Origin of the sequence: Rhizobium sp. R86522, assembly GCF_042466255.1 — a bacterium.
In the GTDB taxonomy this organism is placed as follows: domain Bacteria; phylum Pseudomonadota; class Alphaproteobacteria; order Rhizobiales; family Rhizobiaceae; genus Allorhizobium.
The window spans coordinates 2912519-2928803 of sequence record NZ_JAXHBX010000001.1 but is presented as its reverse complement, the minus strand read 5'-3'; the positions used below and the strand labels follow the sequence as shown (position 1 = coordinate 2928803).

The following is a 16285-nucleotide window of genomic DNA, read 5'->3' as shown; positions in this document are numbered from 1 at the left end:
GCCGGCGGAGCGATCCGCCGGCATCTGACATCTCACATCACCCGCTTGATATCGCTATAGGCGCCGTCGGTCTTCAGCGTCACCGTCACGGGATCGCCGGTCCGGTTGCGCCAGAACCAACCATGATTGCCGTCGAAGGCAGCTTCCAGAACGCCAGTGTCCTCGGCAACGCCGCGACCCTTCTCGTAGCTGATGCTTTCGCCGCCACCGTCACCATGGGTGTCGAAGTTCACCTTCGAGCCATTGGCGGTCCAGCTATAGTTGGCCTTGGCGCCCTTGAGCATGACGAGCTTGACCTCAGCACCTTCGCCAGGCTGCAGCGTGATCGACACTTCGTCCTGACGCACGGCATCCTGCGCATAGGCCGCGGAGATGCCGAATTCGCGGATGATACGCTCAAGAAGGTTCGATCCTTCTTGTGATCCGGGTGCCGGCTGCGGAGCAATGAGGCTCTCGCCTGCATTCTGGTCCTTGATGCGGTCGAGTTCGGCTTCTTCGGCAAGCTGCGCCTTGATCTCGCCCATCTCGGTCAGGCCCATGACGGCGCCAAGTCCGGTCGGATCCACGGCATATTCCGAGGGCATCACCACGGTGACCAGGAGAACGCCTGCGGCGATGACGGAGATGATTGTTGACTTGACGAGCTGTGCCGAGGACGGGAGGTCGTCGGGATTGGGAGCTTGAGAATTGAACATGGTTTATTCCTCTGAGGTTCAGGAAACGAAATAGCCGGTCATCTGCATGCCAAACAGCAGCCAGCCGGCGGTCATCATCAGGACATTGGCGGTATAGGCATGGCGCAGGAAACCCGAGGTCTTGCGCCAGTAGCTCATGGCAATCAGGATGATGGTAAGCGCGATAAGCTGGCCGATCTCGACGCCGACATTGAAGGCGAGCAGGTTTGGGATCAGCCCGTCCTCGGCAATGTCGTATTCGAGGATCTTGGTCGCCAGACCGAGCCCGTGGAACAGGCCAAAGACGAGAGTCGCCACCTTGGTATTCGGCTGGAAGCCGAGCCAGCGCTGGAAGGCGCCGAGATTGTCGAGCGCCTTGTAGACGACCGAAAGCCCGATGATCGCATCGATGAGATAGGAGCTGACATTCCAGCCATAGTAGACGCCGAGCAGCATCGTGGTGGAATGCCCGATGGCAAACAGGCTTACATAGAGAGCGATGTGCTTCAGCCTGTAGAGGAAGAAGATCACGCCGAAGAGGAAGAGCAGATGGTCATAGCCGGTGACCATGTGCTTTGCGCCCAGATAGATGAAGGGGATGATGTGAACCCCCGAGATCTCCTGGATATAGCCCTTGTCGCCTTCGGCAACGGCATGGGCCGCCGCCCCATGGTCGAAGAGCAGCAAAGAGAGGCTGGCAAGCAGCAGGGTGGCGACGATGTGGCGGGTATAATCCCTGTGCCACACGCCTCCTAGAAGCAGTGTTGTCATGTTGGATATCCGTGAACGGTTGAACCGACCGCCTGGGGCGGCATGGATCAGACGAGGTTCACGAAGCGCGGCGGGCGGTCGATGCCATAAAGGCGACCATCATCCCGCGTCGTATCGACCAGGATGAAGGCCGAGTGCCGACCATCCGGCACCTTGGGCCGGGATCCGGACACGAGACCGGCTTTTTCATGCGTATGGTCAGCATGATGATGCTCAGCATCAGCCGTGTCGACGCCAAAATCCTGATCATCGTCGTGAGAGTGATCGCCATGATCATGTCCATGGTCCAGCATGGACTGAGCCGAGGCGTGTTCGATCAGCGGATGACTACTCTGGGGCACGAACGAAAACACCAGCGTGGCGAGGATCGCCAGCATGGTCATCAACAGAGATCCGAATCGTCGTCCACCGCGAAACTTCATGGCCGACGAGATAGCCCTGATTGATGGCGGAAACAAGAAAGCCGATTGAAATATCCCCTCCAGGGGGATAGGAATGGCCCATGAGCGAACATCGACACGAAACGCATCCCGACATCATCAAGCGCCTCAAGCGCGCCGAGGGCCATCTGAGGAGTGTCACCGCCATGATTGAGGCGGGCAAGCCTTGCCTCGACATCGCCCAACAACTGGATGCCGTTGAGAAGGCAGTCCGCAACGCCAAGCGCACGCTGATCCAGGACCATCTCGACCATTGCCTGGAGGAAACGGTCGGTGCGCTGGATCTTTCGCAGCGAAAGACGATCGACGACTTCAAGACCATCACGAAGTACCTCTGAAGGACGCGGTCGATGCTGGATGTTCTGCGCAATCGAACCTACCGGCATCTGTTTTTCGCGCAGGTCATCGCGCTTGTTGGAACGGGGCTTGCCACCGTCGCCCTGGGTCTGCTTGCCTTCGATCTCGCAGGCGATCGTGCCGGAGCGGTGCTCGGCACGGCGTTGGCGATCAAGATGATCGCCTATGTCGCTGTCGCCCCGATTGCCGGAGCCTTCGCTGAAGTGCTGCCGCGCCGGGCCATGCTGGTTACGCTCGATCTCATCAGGGCCGCAGTCGCGCTCTGTCTGCCCTTCGTTTCGGAGATCTGGCAGGTCTATGTCCTGATCTTCGTTCTCCAGTCTGCGTCTGCCGCGTTCACTCCGGCATTTCAGGCGACCATCCCGGATGTCCTGCCGGAAGAAAAGGACTATACCCGGGCGCTTTCTCTCTCCAGGCTCGCCTATGATCTGGAAAGCCTTGTCAGCCCGATGCTGGCGGCTGCCCTGCTGACGGTCATCTCCTTCCACTCGCTCTTTGCCGGAACCGTATTCGGATTTCTGGCCTCGGCGGCACTCGTCGTTTCTGTGACGCTGCCCAATCATCCCGCGAAAGAGCGCCGGAGCATCTACGAGCGCACGACACGCGGTTTGAAGATCTATCTCGCGACGCCACGGCTTCGCGGTCTGCTCGCACTCTGCCTCACGGTGTCTGCCGCAGGCGCCATGGTGATCGTCAACACCGTCGTCTTCGTGCAGGCAAAGTTCGAACTGACAGCCTCCGACACGGCGATCGCACTCGCTGCATTCGGGTCTGGCTCGATGCTCGCGGCACTCGTGCTGCCCAGGCTTCTCGACCGAATGCCAGACAGGTTGGTCATGCTCTACGGCGCTGCACTGCTCAGTGCAGGTCTGATCGCGACCGCGTTCATCGAGACCTACGGTTTGCTGCTGGCGCTCTGGTTTCTCCTTGGTATCGGCTACTCCGTTGTTCAGACACCATCCGGCCGTCTGCTGCGGCGATCAGCTCATCCGGAGGACCGGCCAGCACTCTTCGCGGCCCATTTCGCCCTGTCTCACGCCTGCTGGCTGATAACCTATCCCCTTGCCGGGTGGCTCGGTGTCGTCGTTGGTCTTCCTGGGACCGCCTTGATCATGGCGGCGATGGGCGCGGCGGGTCTTGTTACCGCGGTGTCCCTTTGGGAGATGGCGGATGAAGCCGAGGTGGAACACAGTCACGATGACCTTGCAGATGATGACCCACATCTGCGCGAGGGACACCATCGCCAAGGTCGCCGGCACAGTCATGCCTTCATGATCGATCGGCTACATCCGGACTGGCCGCGTGAGCACTAATATCGGCTGATACAAGTTATTCGGTATCTGTGGAATGTCCGGTGTCGGTCCCCTACACAGAGATTGCTTGCGGGTCCCAGCCAGTTTTGCGAGACCCGCTCAAGCACGACGGATGGCCTGAAGAACGGCAGCCAGGATTGCTCAAGTTTTTGAGAAGGCGTCACTTTTTCCTGTGAGAAACGGACGCCGATTTTCAGCGGAAAACCGACCTAAAAGAGCTCGCCTGGAGATCCTGGATTCTCACATTATTTCAAGGACTTGACAAAATATCCTTTGATTATCCTGTGTTTTCCCGCCGAGAGCGACTGTGGGTGCCGTCTTTGTGGCCTGGCTTTGGGCTGACGTCGATATGGCGGGAGAGCGGCAATCATTTCCGCTCGTAAGCACCAAGTTGGAGGTGACGCGGCATTCGTATGCGGCTGCCCGAGTGCGCTGTGTTAGAGCGTAAATGATCGCGCAGCGACAGTTTGATATATCGCAAAATGTGCCACCGCTCGTGACGGTGCTGATGTTTGCACCCCCTATTTTGGATTTACCAAACGCTTCAGATCGGCCGATCTATTTGGCTCACGCAAAAATCGGCGGGATCTCGATCAGCTTGCGGCCGTCGCTGCTTCCTGTCTCGAGGATGTCGAAGGCTGCGGTAAGCATGCCGGGCACGTCCTGGCGTGCCATTTCGATGTCGTGGCCAAGTAGGGCGACGAAGGGGTCCCAGTCAAAGCAACCGATGATGGGTTGCTCACCCTGAAAGTGGGCTGAGGACTTGATCCAGCGCATGACGCCTTCGAGCGAAATGGTTGAGTTGACGAACATGCCGCGCGGCACGCTTCCTTCTCTGGCCGCCATGGCGCTGAGCGCTTGCGCGGCCTTTTCTGGCGCGTAGCCGCAGGCGAGGACATGATGTTCCTCGATTGGCACGCCGAGATCCTGATGGGCAGTGCGGAAGCCGCGGATACGTTCGGCGGTGTTATGGTCACTGCCACGGCCGCCGATGAAGAGCAGCGGCGCCATGACACCAGTTTTAGTGTGATGGTTGATCAATGTGCGCCGCGTTAGCTCGCGCGCGCCGGCGAAGTTGTCGGAGATGATCGACGTCGCCTTGGTTCCTGGTAGGTCAAGGTTCAGACTGCGAGTGCCTGCAGCCAAGCAGATGTCTGTTATGCGATCCGGATCGGTCGCACCCGTGGAGATCAGCCATTCCACCTGGTAGGACAGCATGGTGCGTGCCGCTTCCATCTCTAAGCCAGGATCACGCAGCGTGCAGGTTATGATCGGGAACAGCCCGCGCTCGCGCGCCATGATTTCGAAGGTCTCGACGATCGAGCCGAAATAGCGGTTGTCGTATTTAGGAACAATCATGCCAATGATCCGGGACTTTTCCCGGCGCAGCAGGCTTGCCTGCATGTTGATGGCGTAGCCCTGTTCCTCGGCGATCCGGGTGATCTTTTCTGCCAACTGGCTACTGATCCGGCGCTTTTTCCAATTGCCGTTCAGGACGGCGCTGACAGCACTTGCGGACGTTCCGGCGAGTTCGGCCAGATCGTAAATCGTCGTCTTCTTCTGCGGGCGCTGCTGATTCACGAATTCCTCCTGCGAGTCTCAACTTGACATCAAATGAGAGAAGTGGCAATTCATGCTTCATCGATTGAGCAGTGGTGCTCAATCGATGATACAGGTTGGCTGTGGAGGGTCGACCGGGAGGCGTTCTGCCAGTGCCCATGTCTTGCGGCGCCGATGTGCTCGGCGACGAACGATGCGCTGCGTCCTCATGTCGGGCGATGCGGAATGGGCGGGAGAATGACAGTCCGGAGCAGCCTCACAAGGCGAGCTGTTCCCATTCAAGGAGGAGAATGAGATATGAAAATTCGTTCCATGCTGCTGGCGACCGTCGGTCTCGCCGCAATGCTTTCCGGCTCTGCTCTCGCGCAGGAAGGGGCGACAGTCGCCTTCCTGATGCCCGACCAGGCATCGACGCGCTATGAAGAGCACGACTATCCGGGCTTCAAGGCAGAGATGGCAAAGCTCTGCCCGACCTGCACCGTCATCTACCAGAATGCCAATGCGGATGTCGCGCTCCAGCAGCAGCAGTTCAATTCGGTGATTGCGCAGGGCGCCAAGGTCGTTGTTCTCGATCCGGTCGATTCCGCTGCGGCCGCCGCTCTCGTCGAAATCGCCCAGTCCCAGGATGTAAAGGTCATCGCCTATGACCGTCCGATCCCGGACAAGGCTGCAGACTACTACGTGTCCTTCGACAATGAAGGCATCGGCCATGCGATCGCCAAGTCGCTGGTTGACCATCTGAAGGCCAGTGGCGTTCCGGAAGGTGCGGGCGTGCTGCAGATCAACGGTTCGCCAACCGATGCGGCGGCTGGCCTCATCCGTGACGGCATCCATCGCGGCTTGAAGGACTCCGGCTACAAGACGCTTGCCGAATTCGACACGCCGGAATGGGCGCCGCCAAAGGCACAGGAATGGGCCGCCGGCCAGATCACCCGCTTCGGCGCCGAGATCAAGGGCGTCGTTGCTGCCAACGACGGCACCGGCGGTGGCGCCATCGCAGCCTTCAAGGCAGCCGGCGTGAACCCTGTCCCGCCTGTCACCGGCAACGACGCGACGATCGCGGCGCTGCAGTTGATCATCTCGGGCGACCAGTACAACACGATTTCCAAGCCATCGGAAATCGTCGCGGCTGCAGCAGCAAATGTGGCTGTGAAGCTGCTTAAGGGCGAGACGGTCGAAGCCAAGACCACCCTCTACAACACACCGTCCGAGCTCTTCGTGCCGGCCGTTGTGACCGCGGAAAACATCAAGGCAGAGATCTTCGACAAGGGCATCCAGAACCCCGAAGATGTCTGCACCGGTGAATATGCCGAGGGTTGCAAGAAGCTCGGCATTATCAAGTAATGATCTCCCAAGGCGCTCGGTCGGGGCTTGCTCCGGCCGGGCGTATTCCATTCGCAAGGAAGAGCGCCGCGTCATGCAACGAAATGACATCGGTCTGCCCCCGAAGGGCACGACCATCTTGAAGCTGAGCAATGTCTCGAAGAACTTCGGCGCGGTATCTGCGCTGAGCGACATCGAGTTGGAAGTAAAGGCGGGCGAGGTCGTCGCTCTCGTCGGTGACAACGGTGCCGGCAAGTCGACGCTGATCAAGGTTCTGGCCGGCGTCCATCAGCCGAGTTCCGGCCGGATCGAGTTCCTGGGCCAGGAAGTGTCGCTCGACAGCCCGAGCCGCGCGCTCGAGCTCGGCATTGCGACCGTCTTCCAGGACCTGGCGCTTTGCGAAAATCTCGATGTCGTCGCCAATCTCTTTCTTGGACACGAACTCTCGCCTTGGAACCTCGATGAGGTGGCGATGGAGGTGCGTGCCTGGACGCTGCTGCGCGAACTCGCCGCCCGCATTCCCTCGGTACGTGAGCCGATTGCCTCGCTGTCAGGTGGCCAGCGCCAGACGGTCGCGATTGCCCGCTCGCTTCTGCTCGACCCGAAGATCATTATGCTCGACGAGCCGACGGCAGCACTTGGCGTTGCGCAGACGGCAGAAGTCCTGAACTTGATCGAACGCGTCCGTGAGCGCGGCCTCGGGGTCATCATCATCAGCCACAACATGGAGGACGTCCGTGCCGTTGCCGACCGCGTCGTCGTCCTGCGTCTTGGCAAGAACAACGGCGTCTTCTCGCCCGACGCCTCGAACCACGAACTCGTGGCCGCCATTACCGGCGCCACGGAAAACTCTGTCTCGCGCCGCGCTGGCCGAAAGGCCGTCGAACAGGCCGAAATCGGCGGGAGCCCCGCATGAGCACTCAGATGTCGAATGAAAACAAACCTGCGCCTCTTGCTCTCGATCGCAGCGATGAGCGCGTCCGCCACGCCGATGGCATCGGCGGTATGGTCCGTGCCTTCGTCAGCCGGGTTCGTTCCGGCGACCTCGGAATGTTGCCGGTCGCCATTGGTCTGATCGTCATTTCGACGGTCTTCAGCATCCTCAATCCGATCTTTCTTGCGCCGAACAACCTCGTAAACCTGCTGTTCGACTGCGCGACAGTCGGCATCATCTCGCTTGGCATCGTCTGTGTGCTCATTCTCGGCGAGATCGATCTCTCGGTTGGCTCGATGAGCGGTCTCGCCTCGGCGATCATCGGCGTGCTCTGGGTCAACTCCGGTATCTCATTGCCGCTCGCCATTGGTGCGGCACTGGTGACGGGAGCGGGCGTCGGTGCGATCTACGCGATGATGTACAATCGCCTGGGCATGCCAAGCTTCGTTGCAACGCTTGCCGGCCTGCTCGCGCTGCTCGGCTTGCAGCTCTATATCCTCGGCCCGACGGGCAGCATCAACCTGCCCTATGCCTCGCCGCTCGTCCGGTTCGGCCAGATCCTCGTGATGCCTGACTGGCTGTCCTACCTGCTGGCACTTGTGCCTGGCGCCGTCCTGATTGTCGCCGGTATGGTCATCCGTGCGCGTCGACAGGCGGTCAATCTCTCCTCGCAGCCGATCAGCAGCCTCATCGTCAAGGCCGTGGTCCTGACGGTCGTGCTTGAAGCTGCAGTCTACTACCTGAACCTCGGGCGCGGCGTACCATGGATGTTTGGCCTGTTCGTGGCCCTGGTCGTGATCCTGAATTATGCGCTCACCAAGACCAAGTGGGGCCGCTCGATGTTTGCTGTCGGTGGCAACCGTGAGGCTGCGCGCCGCTCGGGTATCAATGTCCGCCGCATCTACATGAGCGCATTCATGCTTTGCTCGACGCTGGCAGCTCTCGGCGGCACCTTGTCCGCATCGCGTCTCGCCTCGTCTAGCCAGCAGGCCGGCACGGGTGACGTCAACCTCAACGCGATCGCAGCGGCCGTCATTGGCGGCACCAGCCTCTTCGGCGGACGCGGCAGCGCTTATTCGGCACTGCTTGGCATTATCGTCATCCAGGCGATCTCGAACGGGTTGACGCTCCTCAACCTCAGCTCGTCGCTTCGCTATATGATCACCGGTGCTGTTCTCGCCATCGCCGTCATCGTCGACTCGCTTGCCCGCCGCTCCCGCGTCAGCCATGGCCGCGCCTGATCCAAAGACTGGAGACTTGTTATGACTGAACTGATGAAGGGCAAGGTTGCCGCTATCACCGGAGCGGCCTCCGGGATCGGTCTTGAATGCGCCCGAACCCTGATCGCCGAAGGCGCGACCGTCGTCCTGATCGACCGCGCAAAGGACAAGCTCGAGACGCTCTGCCAGGAACTCGGCGAGCGTGCCAAGCCGCTGGTGGTCGACCTCTTCGATGGGCCTGCCGTCTCCAGCATGCTGCCGCGCATTCTTGAGCTGGCAGGCGGTTTGGACATATTCCACGCCAATGCCGGTGCCTATATCGGCGGTCCAGTCGCGGAAGGCGATCCTGATGCCTGGGACCGCATGCTGAACCTCAACATCAACGCTGCCTTCCGCTCGGTGCATGCAGTCCTGCCGCACATGATCGCGCAGAAGTCCGGTGACATCCTGTTCACCAGCTCAATCGCCGGCGTCGTTCCGGTCGTCTGGGAGCCGATCTACACAGCTTCGAAATTCGCGGTTCAGGCCTTTGTCCATTCGACCCGCCGCCAGGTGGCGCCCCATGGCGTGCGCGTCGGTGCGGTTCTGCCGGGTCCCGTTGTTACAGCACTCCTCGATGACTGGCCGCAGGCCAAGATGGAAGAGGCGCTTGCCAATGGCAGCCTGATGCAGCCGAAGGAGGTGGCCGATGCCGTGCTCTTCATGCTGTCGCGGCCCCGCAATGTGACCATTCGTGACCTGGTGATTCTGCCCAACAGCGTCGATCTCTGACGCCTGCTTGATCCTCAGTAGCCTGCCCTTGAAATGCGGAAACAGACGAGAAGACCATGACCTCAGCACAGAACTCGACCGAGGGAGCCACGCGTTACGTCATCGGCGTCGATGTCGGAACGGGCAGCGCACGTGCTGGCCTCTTCGACCTTGAGGGGCGTATGTTGTCGGTCGTCAAGCGCGAGATCACGCTTTACCGCGAGGCAGGCTCGATCGTCGAGCAGTCGAGCACCGAGATCTGGAACGCGGTCTGCGCTATCATCCGCGAGGCGGTGGAGGCAGCCGGAGTGGCGCCGGATCAGGTCATCGGGCTCGGCTTTGACGCGACCTGCTCGCTGGTGGTGCTGGGTGAGGGTGGTAAGCCGCTTGCAGTCGGCCCCTCGGAAAAGGCAGAGCGTGACATCATCGTCTGGATGGACCACCGCGCAGTCGCCCAGGCCGAACGCATTAATGCGATGGGGCATGATGTGTTGCGCTATGTCGGTGGCCGCATCTCGCCCGAGATGGAGACGCCGAAGATCCTGTGGTTGAAGGAAAATCGCCCGGCGACTTTCGCAGCCGCTTGGCAGTTCTTCGATCTCGCCGATTTTCTGACCTGGAAATCGACTGGCGCTCTCTCGCGCTCGACATGTACCGTGACTTGCAAATGGACCTATCTCGCCCATGAGGCGCGTTGGGATCAAAGTTATTTCGAGCAGATCGGCCTTTCAGAGCTGGTGAAAGAAGGCTTTACCCGCATCGGCACTGACATCGTCGAGCCCGGCACCCGATTGGGGCAGGGGCTGACGCCTGAAGCCGCCGAAGCCATGGGTCTCAAGCCCGGTACGGCCGTCGCCGCGGGCATGATCGATGCCCATGCGGGTGGCATCGGCACGGTCGGCATTGGTGGCAAGCCCGCCGAGAACTTGGCTTACGTCTTCGGGACCTCCTCCTGCACCATGACGTCGACGGCTGATCCCGTCTTCGTGCCTGGTGTCTGGGGGCCGTATTACTCGGCCATGGTACCCGGCATGTGGTTGAACGAAGGTGGTCAGAGTGCTGCTGGCGCGGCGATAGATCAGCTTCTCTCTTTCCATCCCGCTGCCGCCGAGGCGACCGCCCGGGCGCAGGCCGAGGGGAAGTCTTTGCCCGCCTTCATGGCCGAGCAGGTAGCACTCAAGATTGCCAATGCCTCAGAGGCCGTCGAGCTCGCTGCGGGCCTGCATGTGGTGCCGGAGTTTCTCGGGAACCGCGCACCGTTTGCTGATCCGCATGCCCGCGCAGTCATTGCCGGGCTTGGAATGGAGCGTGACTTCGACAGTCTGATCGCTCTCTACATCGCCGGCCTCTGTGGGATCGGCTACGGATTGCGCCAGATCATCGAGACGCAGGCAAAATCCGGTGCGTCCGTGGAGCGGGTGGTAATCAGCGGTGGCGCGGGTGCAAGCCCCTTAGTTCGCCAGATCTTGGCAGACGCCTGTCGCAAGCCTGTTGTCGCGACTGAAGCGGACGAACCTGTCCTGCTCGGCTCTGCCATTCTTGGTAGCGTTGCGGCTGAGGCCTTCCAAGATGTTCGCGATGCCATGCGTGAACTCACAAGGAGTGCTTCGATCCATACGCCGAGCGGCCAGCGTGTAGCGACACTCCATGAAGGACGCTATCAGGCCTTCCTCAACCTTCAGGAAGTTTCGCGGACCATAAGGTCGTTCTAGCATTGCTAGGCAGCAATCGGGCTGCGGGTGCAACTCGTGACACTGAGGCCTGAGGCTTATGCGGGCCCGCCATTGGTTATTGTGCCCGCCTTTGCTGATCAGTCGAGAGGGGTGGAATGCCTCACAGGGCTGTGGGCTGACGTCAACATGGCGGGAGAGTGGCGATTATTTCCGCTCGGGAGTGCAGAGCCGGAGGTGAGGTTAGCATTTGAGCGGGGCAGCTAAGCGCCGTCATGCCGGTCGTTGGCAATCTCAATTGATTGCTCTGAAAGCCGCCGCATCGCGCACCAAGTCAGCAGCCTTTCAAGTGGAGCGCTAACTCAAACCGGGACGCAAGTGGTGATCTGCTCCGGAACCTAGATCACGAGCAGCTCCGAACGGCTACGCCGGCTCGCCGATTATCACGAGCGCCATTTAGTCATTGTTCTGGCGGCGGGAGTGAGAGTTCACACTCGAATCCCGTGACTCCCTCAGGCAGAACCACAGTCCTCAAGCTCATCGCGCCGCTCATCTGAGCCACCAGTTTTTCGACGATCGCAAGACCGAGACCGGCTCCAGGCTTACTCGTATGGCCGCGCCTGAAGCGCGCTCGGTAAACATTAAGGTCTGGATCGAGTGGAACGGAAACGGCATTGGTCACCGTGATGCGCCCATCCGCGGAGATGGCGATCGTGACGGGCTGTTCGGCATCGCCGTAACGAGCTGCGTTTTCCAGAAGGTTGTTGAAGGCAATGGCGAAGGCGTCTGGGTCGATTGCTCGTACGAGGCCCAGCAACCCGGGTTCCGGCCGCAACTCGATCATCGCGGTTGGATGCGAGCGCTGGAAGGTCTCGACAAGCAGCTTTACGAGGGCGAGCAAATCAACCGGAGTACTGGATAATCCGACGCCTGCCTCCGCGCGGGAGAGTTGCAGCAGTTTTTCCAGCATAAGCGATAGGCGACGAAGCGCCTCCAGCACCCGATGCGACCGCGACCGGTCATCCGGCTCGGTGAGTTGATCGGCCAGCAGTTCCATCTGGGCGAGTGCGCCGGCGAGTGGTGTTCGAAGTTCATGGGCGCTGTTGGCGGCGAGGTCCCGTTCTGCTTGCAACGCGAGCTTCAATCGTCCGAGAAGTGTGTTGACCGAGCCCGGTATCGTCGCGATTTCTGTCGGAAGCCCAAACAAAGCGATGGGTTCGAGGTTGTTGCCATCGCGTCTACTGATCGCGTCCCGCAGTTCATTGACCGGCCTTGTCGCCCGCACGACGACCCAGCGGATTGCGAACATGCCGAGCGGAAGCAGAAGCAGGATCGGCAGCAACAGCGTCAAGGCGCTTTCAAGCGTCGCCTCGCGTCGATGCGCGAGCGAGTCCGCCGCCTGGACGAAGAGCGTATCGCTGACCGCCGCGATGGTGAAGATCCGTCTGTCATCGCCGCTCCAGAAGCCGGGCAAGAGCGGTGCGGCATAAGGTTCAGCTCCGACATTGTGCGAATGGAGGAGCACCCTTCCGGAGGCATCGCGCACCTGATAGGTCAGGTATTCGTCTGTTGCGCCAGGATTGAGCGCCGCCACCTGGTCCGGCCCTTTGCCGATGTCGCGACGGAAGAAATCGTCGATGACGAGAGGGGCGAGGCGTTCCGTGGTCTCCTGCAGCGCGCTGTCAAACACTTCATCGAATTCAGCACGCATGACGTGAATGGAGAGTCCGACCGCGATCGTCCAGAATAGCACGAGCAGGACCGACAGAGAAAGGACAAGGCGTCCGGAAAGGCTTCGGGTCTCAACTCGCATCGGCGGAAATCCTGTAGCCGATACCGCGCACGGTCTCGATCGCATCCTTGCCCAGCTTTCGGCGCAAGCGGCTGACATAGACTTCGACCGTGTTGCTCTCGACCTCCGCCCCAAAGGCGTAAAGCGCTTCCTCGATCTGGGCCTTCGACACGATGGCGCGTTTGCGGGCGATCAGCCTGTCGAGCACGGCCCATTCGCGGGAGGAGAGAAGGATTTCCGCACCGTCCCCAGCCGCAATCCGCCGCTCGGAAGGGTAAACTCCGATGCCTGCGATGGTGAGATCGGGCAGCTTGTGCGTGCCGTAGCGTCGCGATACGGCGTGAATACGGGCCTGGAGCTCGCCGAGATCGACAGGTTTGACAAGATAGTCGTCGGCCCCGGCATTCAATCCGGCAATGCGATCGGACACCTGGTCGTGGGCCGTCATGATGATGACAGGCATCTCATCGCGGCGGGCCCGCAGAGCCTTCAGAATACCGAGCCCGCTCCCATCCGGCAGCCTGAGATCGAGGAGCACGAGATCATAGGCTGCTGCTTGAAGGCTCGCCTCGGCCTCGTCACACGAGAGCGCCCAGTCCACGGCATGGCCCTGGCGGTGCACGTATGTCTTCACCGCATCGCCGAGCATTTCATCGTCTTCGACCAGCAAGACCCGCATTCATTTTCCCCTGTCAAAGAGATCGAGATCTCTTGTCGCGCACCAAACTGACAGCCCGCTGAACCGCCCGCAAGGTCTGAGCTCGCCCTTCAGGTGGCTGTCAGCTTGCGGGTCGATCCTCCCCTCGTGTCCAACACCAGGAAAGGAACACATTCCATGCAGAAGATCATCATCGCTCTCGGCCTCGCAGCTGCCTTTGGCGGCACCGCACTTGCTTCCGAAAAATGCAATGTCGCCATGGCCGACTGGAAGCCGCGCGAGGCGCTGCAAACCAAGCTTGAAGGCGAAGGCTGGAAGGTCCGCTCGATCAAGACCGAAGACGGCTGCTATGAAGCCTATGCCATCAATGCCGAAGGCAAGAAGGTCGAAGCCTATTTTGACCCGCAGACCCTCCAGTCGGTCGACATGAAGATCGAGGACTGATCGATGACGTCGACTGTCAAGGTCTGGGATCGTCCGGTCAGGCTCTTTCACTGGAGCCTCGTGGGCAGTGTCGCCTTGTGCTGGTTGACGGCGGACGAGTTGCAAAGCCTGCACGAGGTGGCAGGCTATGCGGCCGCCGGCCTGATTGGCCTGCGGCTCATTCTCGGCATAGCCGGGACGCGCTACGCCCGTTTCAGCCAGTTCATCCGCTCGCCGAAGCGCACGCTGCATTACGCCGGCGACATGCTTCGCCACAAGGAGGCCCGATATCTCGGCCACAACCCGCTCGGGGCCACCATGGTGGTCGTGTTGCTTCTGATGGTCGGTGGCATCGCGCTCACCGGCTGGATGCAGACGACGGATGCCTATTGGGGCATTGAATGGGTCGAGGAGACACATGAAGCGCTCGCTCAATTGCTGCTGGTGGCCATCGCTGTCCACGTGGTGGGCGTCATTCATGCCAGCCTCCGGCATCATGAAAACCTTGCGCTTGCCATGTTCACCGGGCGCAAACGCGCACCGGACGGCGGCGATATTCTCTGAAAGAGAAGCCCCAACGAAACAAAGGACGCCGCAAACCGCGGCGTCCTTGTCTGTCGTGAGTAGGTTTGATGGGTTTGATGGGTTTGATGGACCGAATCTCTGAAGTGCCCCTCAAGACGAGACTTTGCTGCGGCAGGCTGCAAAAATGTCGAGGGCCGGGTCATAGACCGCAGTCTTCACCTGCATCAGGCCGAGCACACTGTGGAAGAGGTTGTCGTGCGAATGGGGCAAATCCGCCTTGGATGTGAGGCACGGTTTGTCGATGCCGGTCGACTGTCGAAGGTCGGGTGACGTCCAGAGAACAAGCGGAACATGGGTCTGTTCGGCTGGCGCAAACATATACGGCGCGCCGTGCAGATAGAGACCGTTTTCGCCCAGCGACTCGCCATGGTCAGACATGTAGATCATCGCCGTATCCAGCGTTTTGGCATGGGCGCTCAGCTTGTCGATTACCTCGGAGAGAATATGGTCGGTGTAGAGCAGGGCGTTGTCATAGGCGTTCCTGATGGTCTCCGGCGTACAGGCATCAAAGTCTGCCGAGCGGCAATCCGGCACGAATTTGCGGAACTCGTCGGGATAGCGTAGATAATAGGCGGGGCCGTGATTGCCGAGCTGGTGGAGGACCAGAACGGCGTCGCCATCCACCTTGTCCAGCCAGGCATCGAGGCCGTCGACCAGGATTTGGTCCAGACACTCACCGCCATGGCAGAAACGCGGATCGTTCGATTTGAAGAAATCGGTCTTCTGGATTCGATCGGCGACATGTTTGTCGCCGGTGTTGTTGTCCCACCATTCGGTCTTGATGCCGGCATGGGTGAGGACATCCATCAGGTCCTCTGTCGCCAAGGCTTTTGCGTGCGAGTAGTCCCGTCGACCATAGACCGAAAACATGCAGGGCACTGAGACAGCCGTCGCCGTTCCGCAGCTAGAAGTGTCGCTGAAATAGGTGATGTCGCGCTTCGAAAGCTGAGGGTTCGTCGGGCGCTCGTAGCCGCCGAGCTGGAAACTCTGCGCCCGCGCCGTTTCGCCAACGACGATGATCGTGACGCGTGGTCGGCGGCCATTGGCCGGCAGAGCATCCAAAACCCTGGCATCGGTACCGATCGGCTGGAGAACAATCGCTTGCTCGCGTGATCGTCCAATCAGGAAGCTGGCCGCGCTTCCGACCGGAAAGATCGGGTTCAGCGTTCGGAACCAGTCACGGTGCTCACGGGTGCTGAAGATGAATGTGCCGCTGTTCGAGAGGCCAGCACCAGCAAATACCAGCAGAGACGGCGCGATGATCATCAGATTGACTATGAGTTTTTTGAGGAGTGGACGGTGCACGACCTCGACCCAGGCGATGAACAGCGAGGGCAGGATACCAAAGAGCCCCATATGAAGGACGAAGGCACCGGTCATCAGGTGGCCGGCCTCGGCCGTGTTGGTCTCGGCCGCGTTGCGGATCATCTCAGTGTCGACGATCACGCCGAAACGATCCATGAACCACGCACTCGCCACGCTGGTGATCACCATGAGGATCAGGGCCGGCTTGATCAGGTATTTGGCTGAGAACGTGACGGTCAGCGCGACAAAGGCGGCCAAAAGACCGACCGCCAGCCCAACAAGCGCGAAGCCTTGCCCCTGGAGGTAGAGGAAGGACTTGCCCCAGAAAGTCCCGTTCATGAAAAACAGCAGATAGACTGCGGTGAGTAGGCTCAGCCATTCGCTGCGCAAGCGCGGTCTGAACTTCAAAAGCGTCTTCAACAAGCCCGCTTCCTTTCGTGCATGGATCCTAAGATCCGATGCACTGCCGTGCAAAGCTGACAGACACCTGAACGTTGCTTATGGAGGAAT

16 protein-coding genes are annotated in these 16285 nt (G+C 60.3%); 9 read left to right on the top strand and 7 right to left on the bottom strand.

Annotated features, from left to right (window positions below; all coding sequences use genetic code 11):
* Positions 1–32: 32 nt before the first annotated feature.
* From SJY08_RS14275 to SJY08_RS14265, 3 genes are read right to left on the bottom strand one after another with little or no spacing between them, the layout of a single operon-like run.
* The gene (locus SJY08_RS14275) at positions 33–695 is read right to left on the bottom strand and encodes a hypothetical protein (protein ID WP_054148719.1); all 663 of its coding nucleotides are present in this window, start codon (positions 693–695) and stop codon (positions 33–35) included.
* Between the two features lie 18 nt (positions 696–713).
* Positions 714–1445: a HupE/UreJ family protein gene (locus tag SJY08_RS14270; RefSeq protein ID WP_377276453.1), complete on the bottom strand. Its 732-nt coding sequence runs from the start codon at positions 1443–1445 to the stop codon at positions 714–716.
* 47 nt (positions 1446–1492) lie between these two features.
* Entirely contained in the window at positions 1493–1828 is a 336-nt protein-coding gene (locus tag SJY08_RS14265) for a hypothetical protein (protein WP_377276451.1), read from the bottom strand.
* Between the two features lie 119 nt (positions 1829–1947).
* Here SJY08_RS14265 and SJY08_RS14260 point away from each other — a divergent pair, with 119 nt between their 5' ends.
* On the top strand, positions 1948–2223 hold the full coding sequence (locus tag SJY08_RS14260; RefSeq protein ID WP_054148722.1) for a metal-sensing transcriptional repressor: 276 nt from the start codon (positions 1948–1950) through the stop codon (positions 2221–2223).
* A gap of 12 nt (positions 2224–2235) precedes the next feature.
* Entirely contained in the window at positions 2236–3555 is a 1320-nt protein-coding gene (locus tag SJY08_RS14255) for an MFS transporter (protein WP_377276449.1), read from the top strand.
* Between the two features lie 567 nt (positions 3556–4122).
* On the opposite strand, the gene SJY08_RS14250 is transcribed toward SJY08_RS14255, so the two are convergent.
* Entirely contained in the window at positions 4123–5136 is a 1014-nt protein-coding gene (locus tag SJY08_RS14250; RefSeq protein WP_377276447.1) for a LacI family DNA-binding transcriptional regulator, read from the bottom strand.
* A 276-nt stretch (positions 5137–5412) separates the two neighbouring features.
* Between SJY08_RS14250 and SJY08_RS14245 the strand changes: the two genes are divergently transcribed.
* From SJY08_RS14245 to SJY08_RS14225, 5 genes are all read left to right on the top strand, one after another.
* On the top strand, positions 5413–6459 hold the full coding sequence (locus SJY08_RS14245) for a sugar ABC transporter substrate-binding protein (protein ID WP_377276445.1): 1047 nt from the start codon (positions 5413–5415) through the stop codon (positions 6457–6459).
* A gap of 73 nt (positions 6460–6532) precedes the next feature.
* Positions 6533–7354 carry an ATP-binding cassette domain-containing protein gene (locus tag SJY08_RS14240; RefSeq protein ID WP_377276443.1) on the top strand — a complete coding sequence of 274 codons (822 nt, stop codon included), beginning with the start codon at positions 6533–6535 and terminating at the stop codon, positions 7352–7354.
* Entirely contained in the window at positions 7351–8613 is a 1263-nt protein-coding gene (locus tag SJY08_RS14235) for a sugar ABC transporter permease (protein WP_377276441.1), read from the top strand. The genes SJY08_RS14240 and SJY08_RS14235 overlap by 4 nt, the downstream gene beginning before the upstream one ends.
* 21 nt (positions 8614–8634) lie before the next feature.
* Positions 8635–9363: an SDR family oxidoreductase gene (locus SJY08_RS14230; protein ID WP_300890344.1), complete on the top strand. Its 729-nt coding sequence runs from the start codon at positions 8635–8637 to the stop codon at positions 9361–9363.
* A gap of 56 nt (positions 9364–9419) precedes the next feature.
* Complete coding sequence (locus SJY08_RS14225; protein WP_377276439.1) at positions 9420–11054, top strand: FGGY-family carbohydrate kinase; 1635 nt, start codon at positions 9420–9422, stop codon at positions 11052–11054.
* A 418-nt stretch (positions 11055–11472) separates the two neighbouring features.
* On the opposite strand, the gene SJY08_RS14220 is transcribed toward SJY08_RS14225, so the two are convergent.
* Positions 11473–12825 carry a sensor histidine kinase gene (locus SJY08_RS14220; protein WP_377276437.1) on the bottom strand — a complete coding sequence of 451 codons (1353 nt, stop codon included), beginning with the start codon at positions 12823–12825 and terminating at the stop codon, positions 11473–11475.
* Entirely contained in the window at positions 12815–13483 is a 669-nt protein-coding gene (locus SJY08_RS14215) for a response regulator transcription factor (RefSeq protein WP_300890347.1), read from the bottom strand. The genes SJY08_RS14220 and SJY08_RS14215 overlap by 11 nt, the downstream gene beginning before the upstream one ends.
* A gap of 156 nt (positions 13484–13639) precedes the next feature.
* Here SJY08_RS14215 and SJY08_RS14210 point away from each other — a divergent pair, with 156 nt between their 5' ends.
* Together SJY08_RS14210 and SJY08_RS14205 are read left to right on the top strand one after the other, a co-directional pair.
* A complete protein-coding gene (locus tag SJY08_RS14210; RefSeq protein ID WP_054148736.1) occupies positions 13640–13906 on the top strand; it encodes a PepSY domain-containing protein in 267 nt (88 codons plus the stop codon).
* A gap of 3 nt (positions 13907–13909) precedes the next feature.
* Complete coding sequence (locus SJY08_RS14205; RefSeq protein ID WP_300890349.1) at positions 13910–14449, top strand: cytochrome b/b6 domain-containing protein; 540 nt, start codon at positions 13910–13912, stop codon at positions 14447–14449.
* Positions 14450–14560: 111 nt separating this feature from the next.
* Here the strand turns inward: SJY08_RS14205 and SJY08_RS14200 are convergent, their stop codons facing one another.
* Entirely contained in the window at positions 14561–16222 is a 1662-nt protein-coding gene (locus SJY08_RS14200) for a phosphoethanolamine transferase (protein WP_377278605.1), read from the bottom strand.
* Between the last annotated feature and the right edge of the window lie 63 nt (positions 16223–16285).

Bases quoted from the DNA above. Each gene is read 5' to 3' on its own strand.
- SJY08_RS14270 (WP_377276453.1), bottom strand. From the start codon at position 1,445: ATGACAACACTGCTTCTAGGAGGCGTGTGGCACAGGGATTATACCCGC.
- SJY08_RS14220 (WP_377276437.1), bottom strand. From the start codon at position 12,825: ATGCGAGTTGAGACCCGAAGCCTTTCCGGACGCCTTGTCCTTTCTCTG.
- SJY08_RS14225 (WP_377276439.1), top strand. From the start codon at position 9,420: ATGACCTCAGCACAGAACTCGACCGAGGGAGCCACGCGTTACGTCATC.
- SJY08_RS14235 (WP_377276441.1), top strand. From the start codon at position 7,351: ATGAGCACTCAGATGTCGAATGAAAACAAACCTGCGCCTCTTGCTCTC.
- SJY08_RS14240 (WP_377276443.1), top strand. From the start codon at position 6,533: ATGCAACGAAATGACATCGGTCTGCCCCCGAAGGGCACGACCATCTTG.
- SJY08_RS14260 (WP_054148722.1), top strand. From the start codon at position 1,948: ATGAGCGAACATCGACACGAAACGCATCCCGACATCATCAAGCGCCTC.
- SJY08_RS14210 (WP_054148736.1), top strand. From the start codon at position 13,640: ATGCAGAAGATCATCATCGCTCTCGGCCTCGCAGCTGCCTTTGGCGGC.
- SJY08_RS14275 (WP_054148719.1), bottom strand. From the start codon at position 695: ATGTTCAATTCTCAAGCTCCCAATCCCGACGACCTCCCGTCCTCGGCA.
- SJY08_RS14265 (WP_377276451.1), bottom strand. From the start codon at position 1,828: ATGACCATGCTGGCGATCCTCGCCACGCTGGTGTTTTCGTTCGTGCCC.
- SJY08_RS14230 (WP_300890344.1), top strand. From the start codon at position 8,635: ATGACTGAACTGATGAAGGGCAAGGTTGCCGCTATCACCGGAGCGGCC.
- SJY08_RS14215 (WP_300890347.1), bottom strand. From the start codon at position 13,483: ATGCGGGTCTTGCTGGTCGAAGACGATGAAATGCTCGGCGATGCGGTG.
- SJY08_RS14255 (WP_377276449.1), top strand. From the start codon at position 2,236: ATGCTGGATGTTCTGCGCAATCGAACCTACCGGCATCTGTTTTTCGCG.
- SJY08_RS14205 (WP_300890349.1), top strand. From the start codon at position 13,910: ATGACGTCGACTGTCAAGGTCTGGGATCGTCCGGTCAGGCTCTTTCAC.
- SJY08_RS14245 (WP_377276445.1), top strand. From the start codon at position 5,413: ATGAAAATTCGTTCCATGCTGCTGGCGACCGTCGGTCTCGCCGCAATG.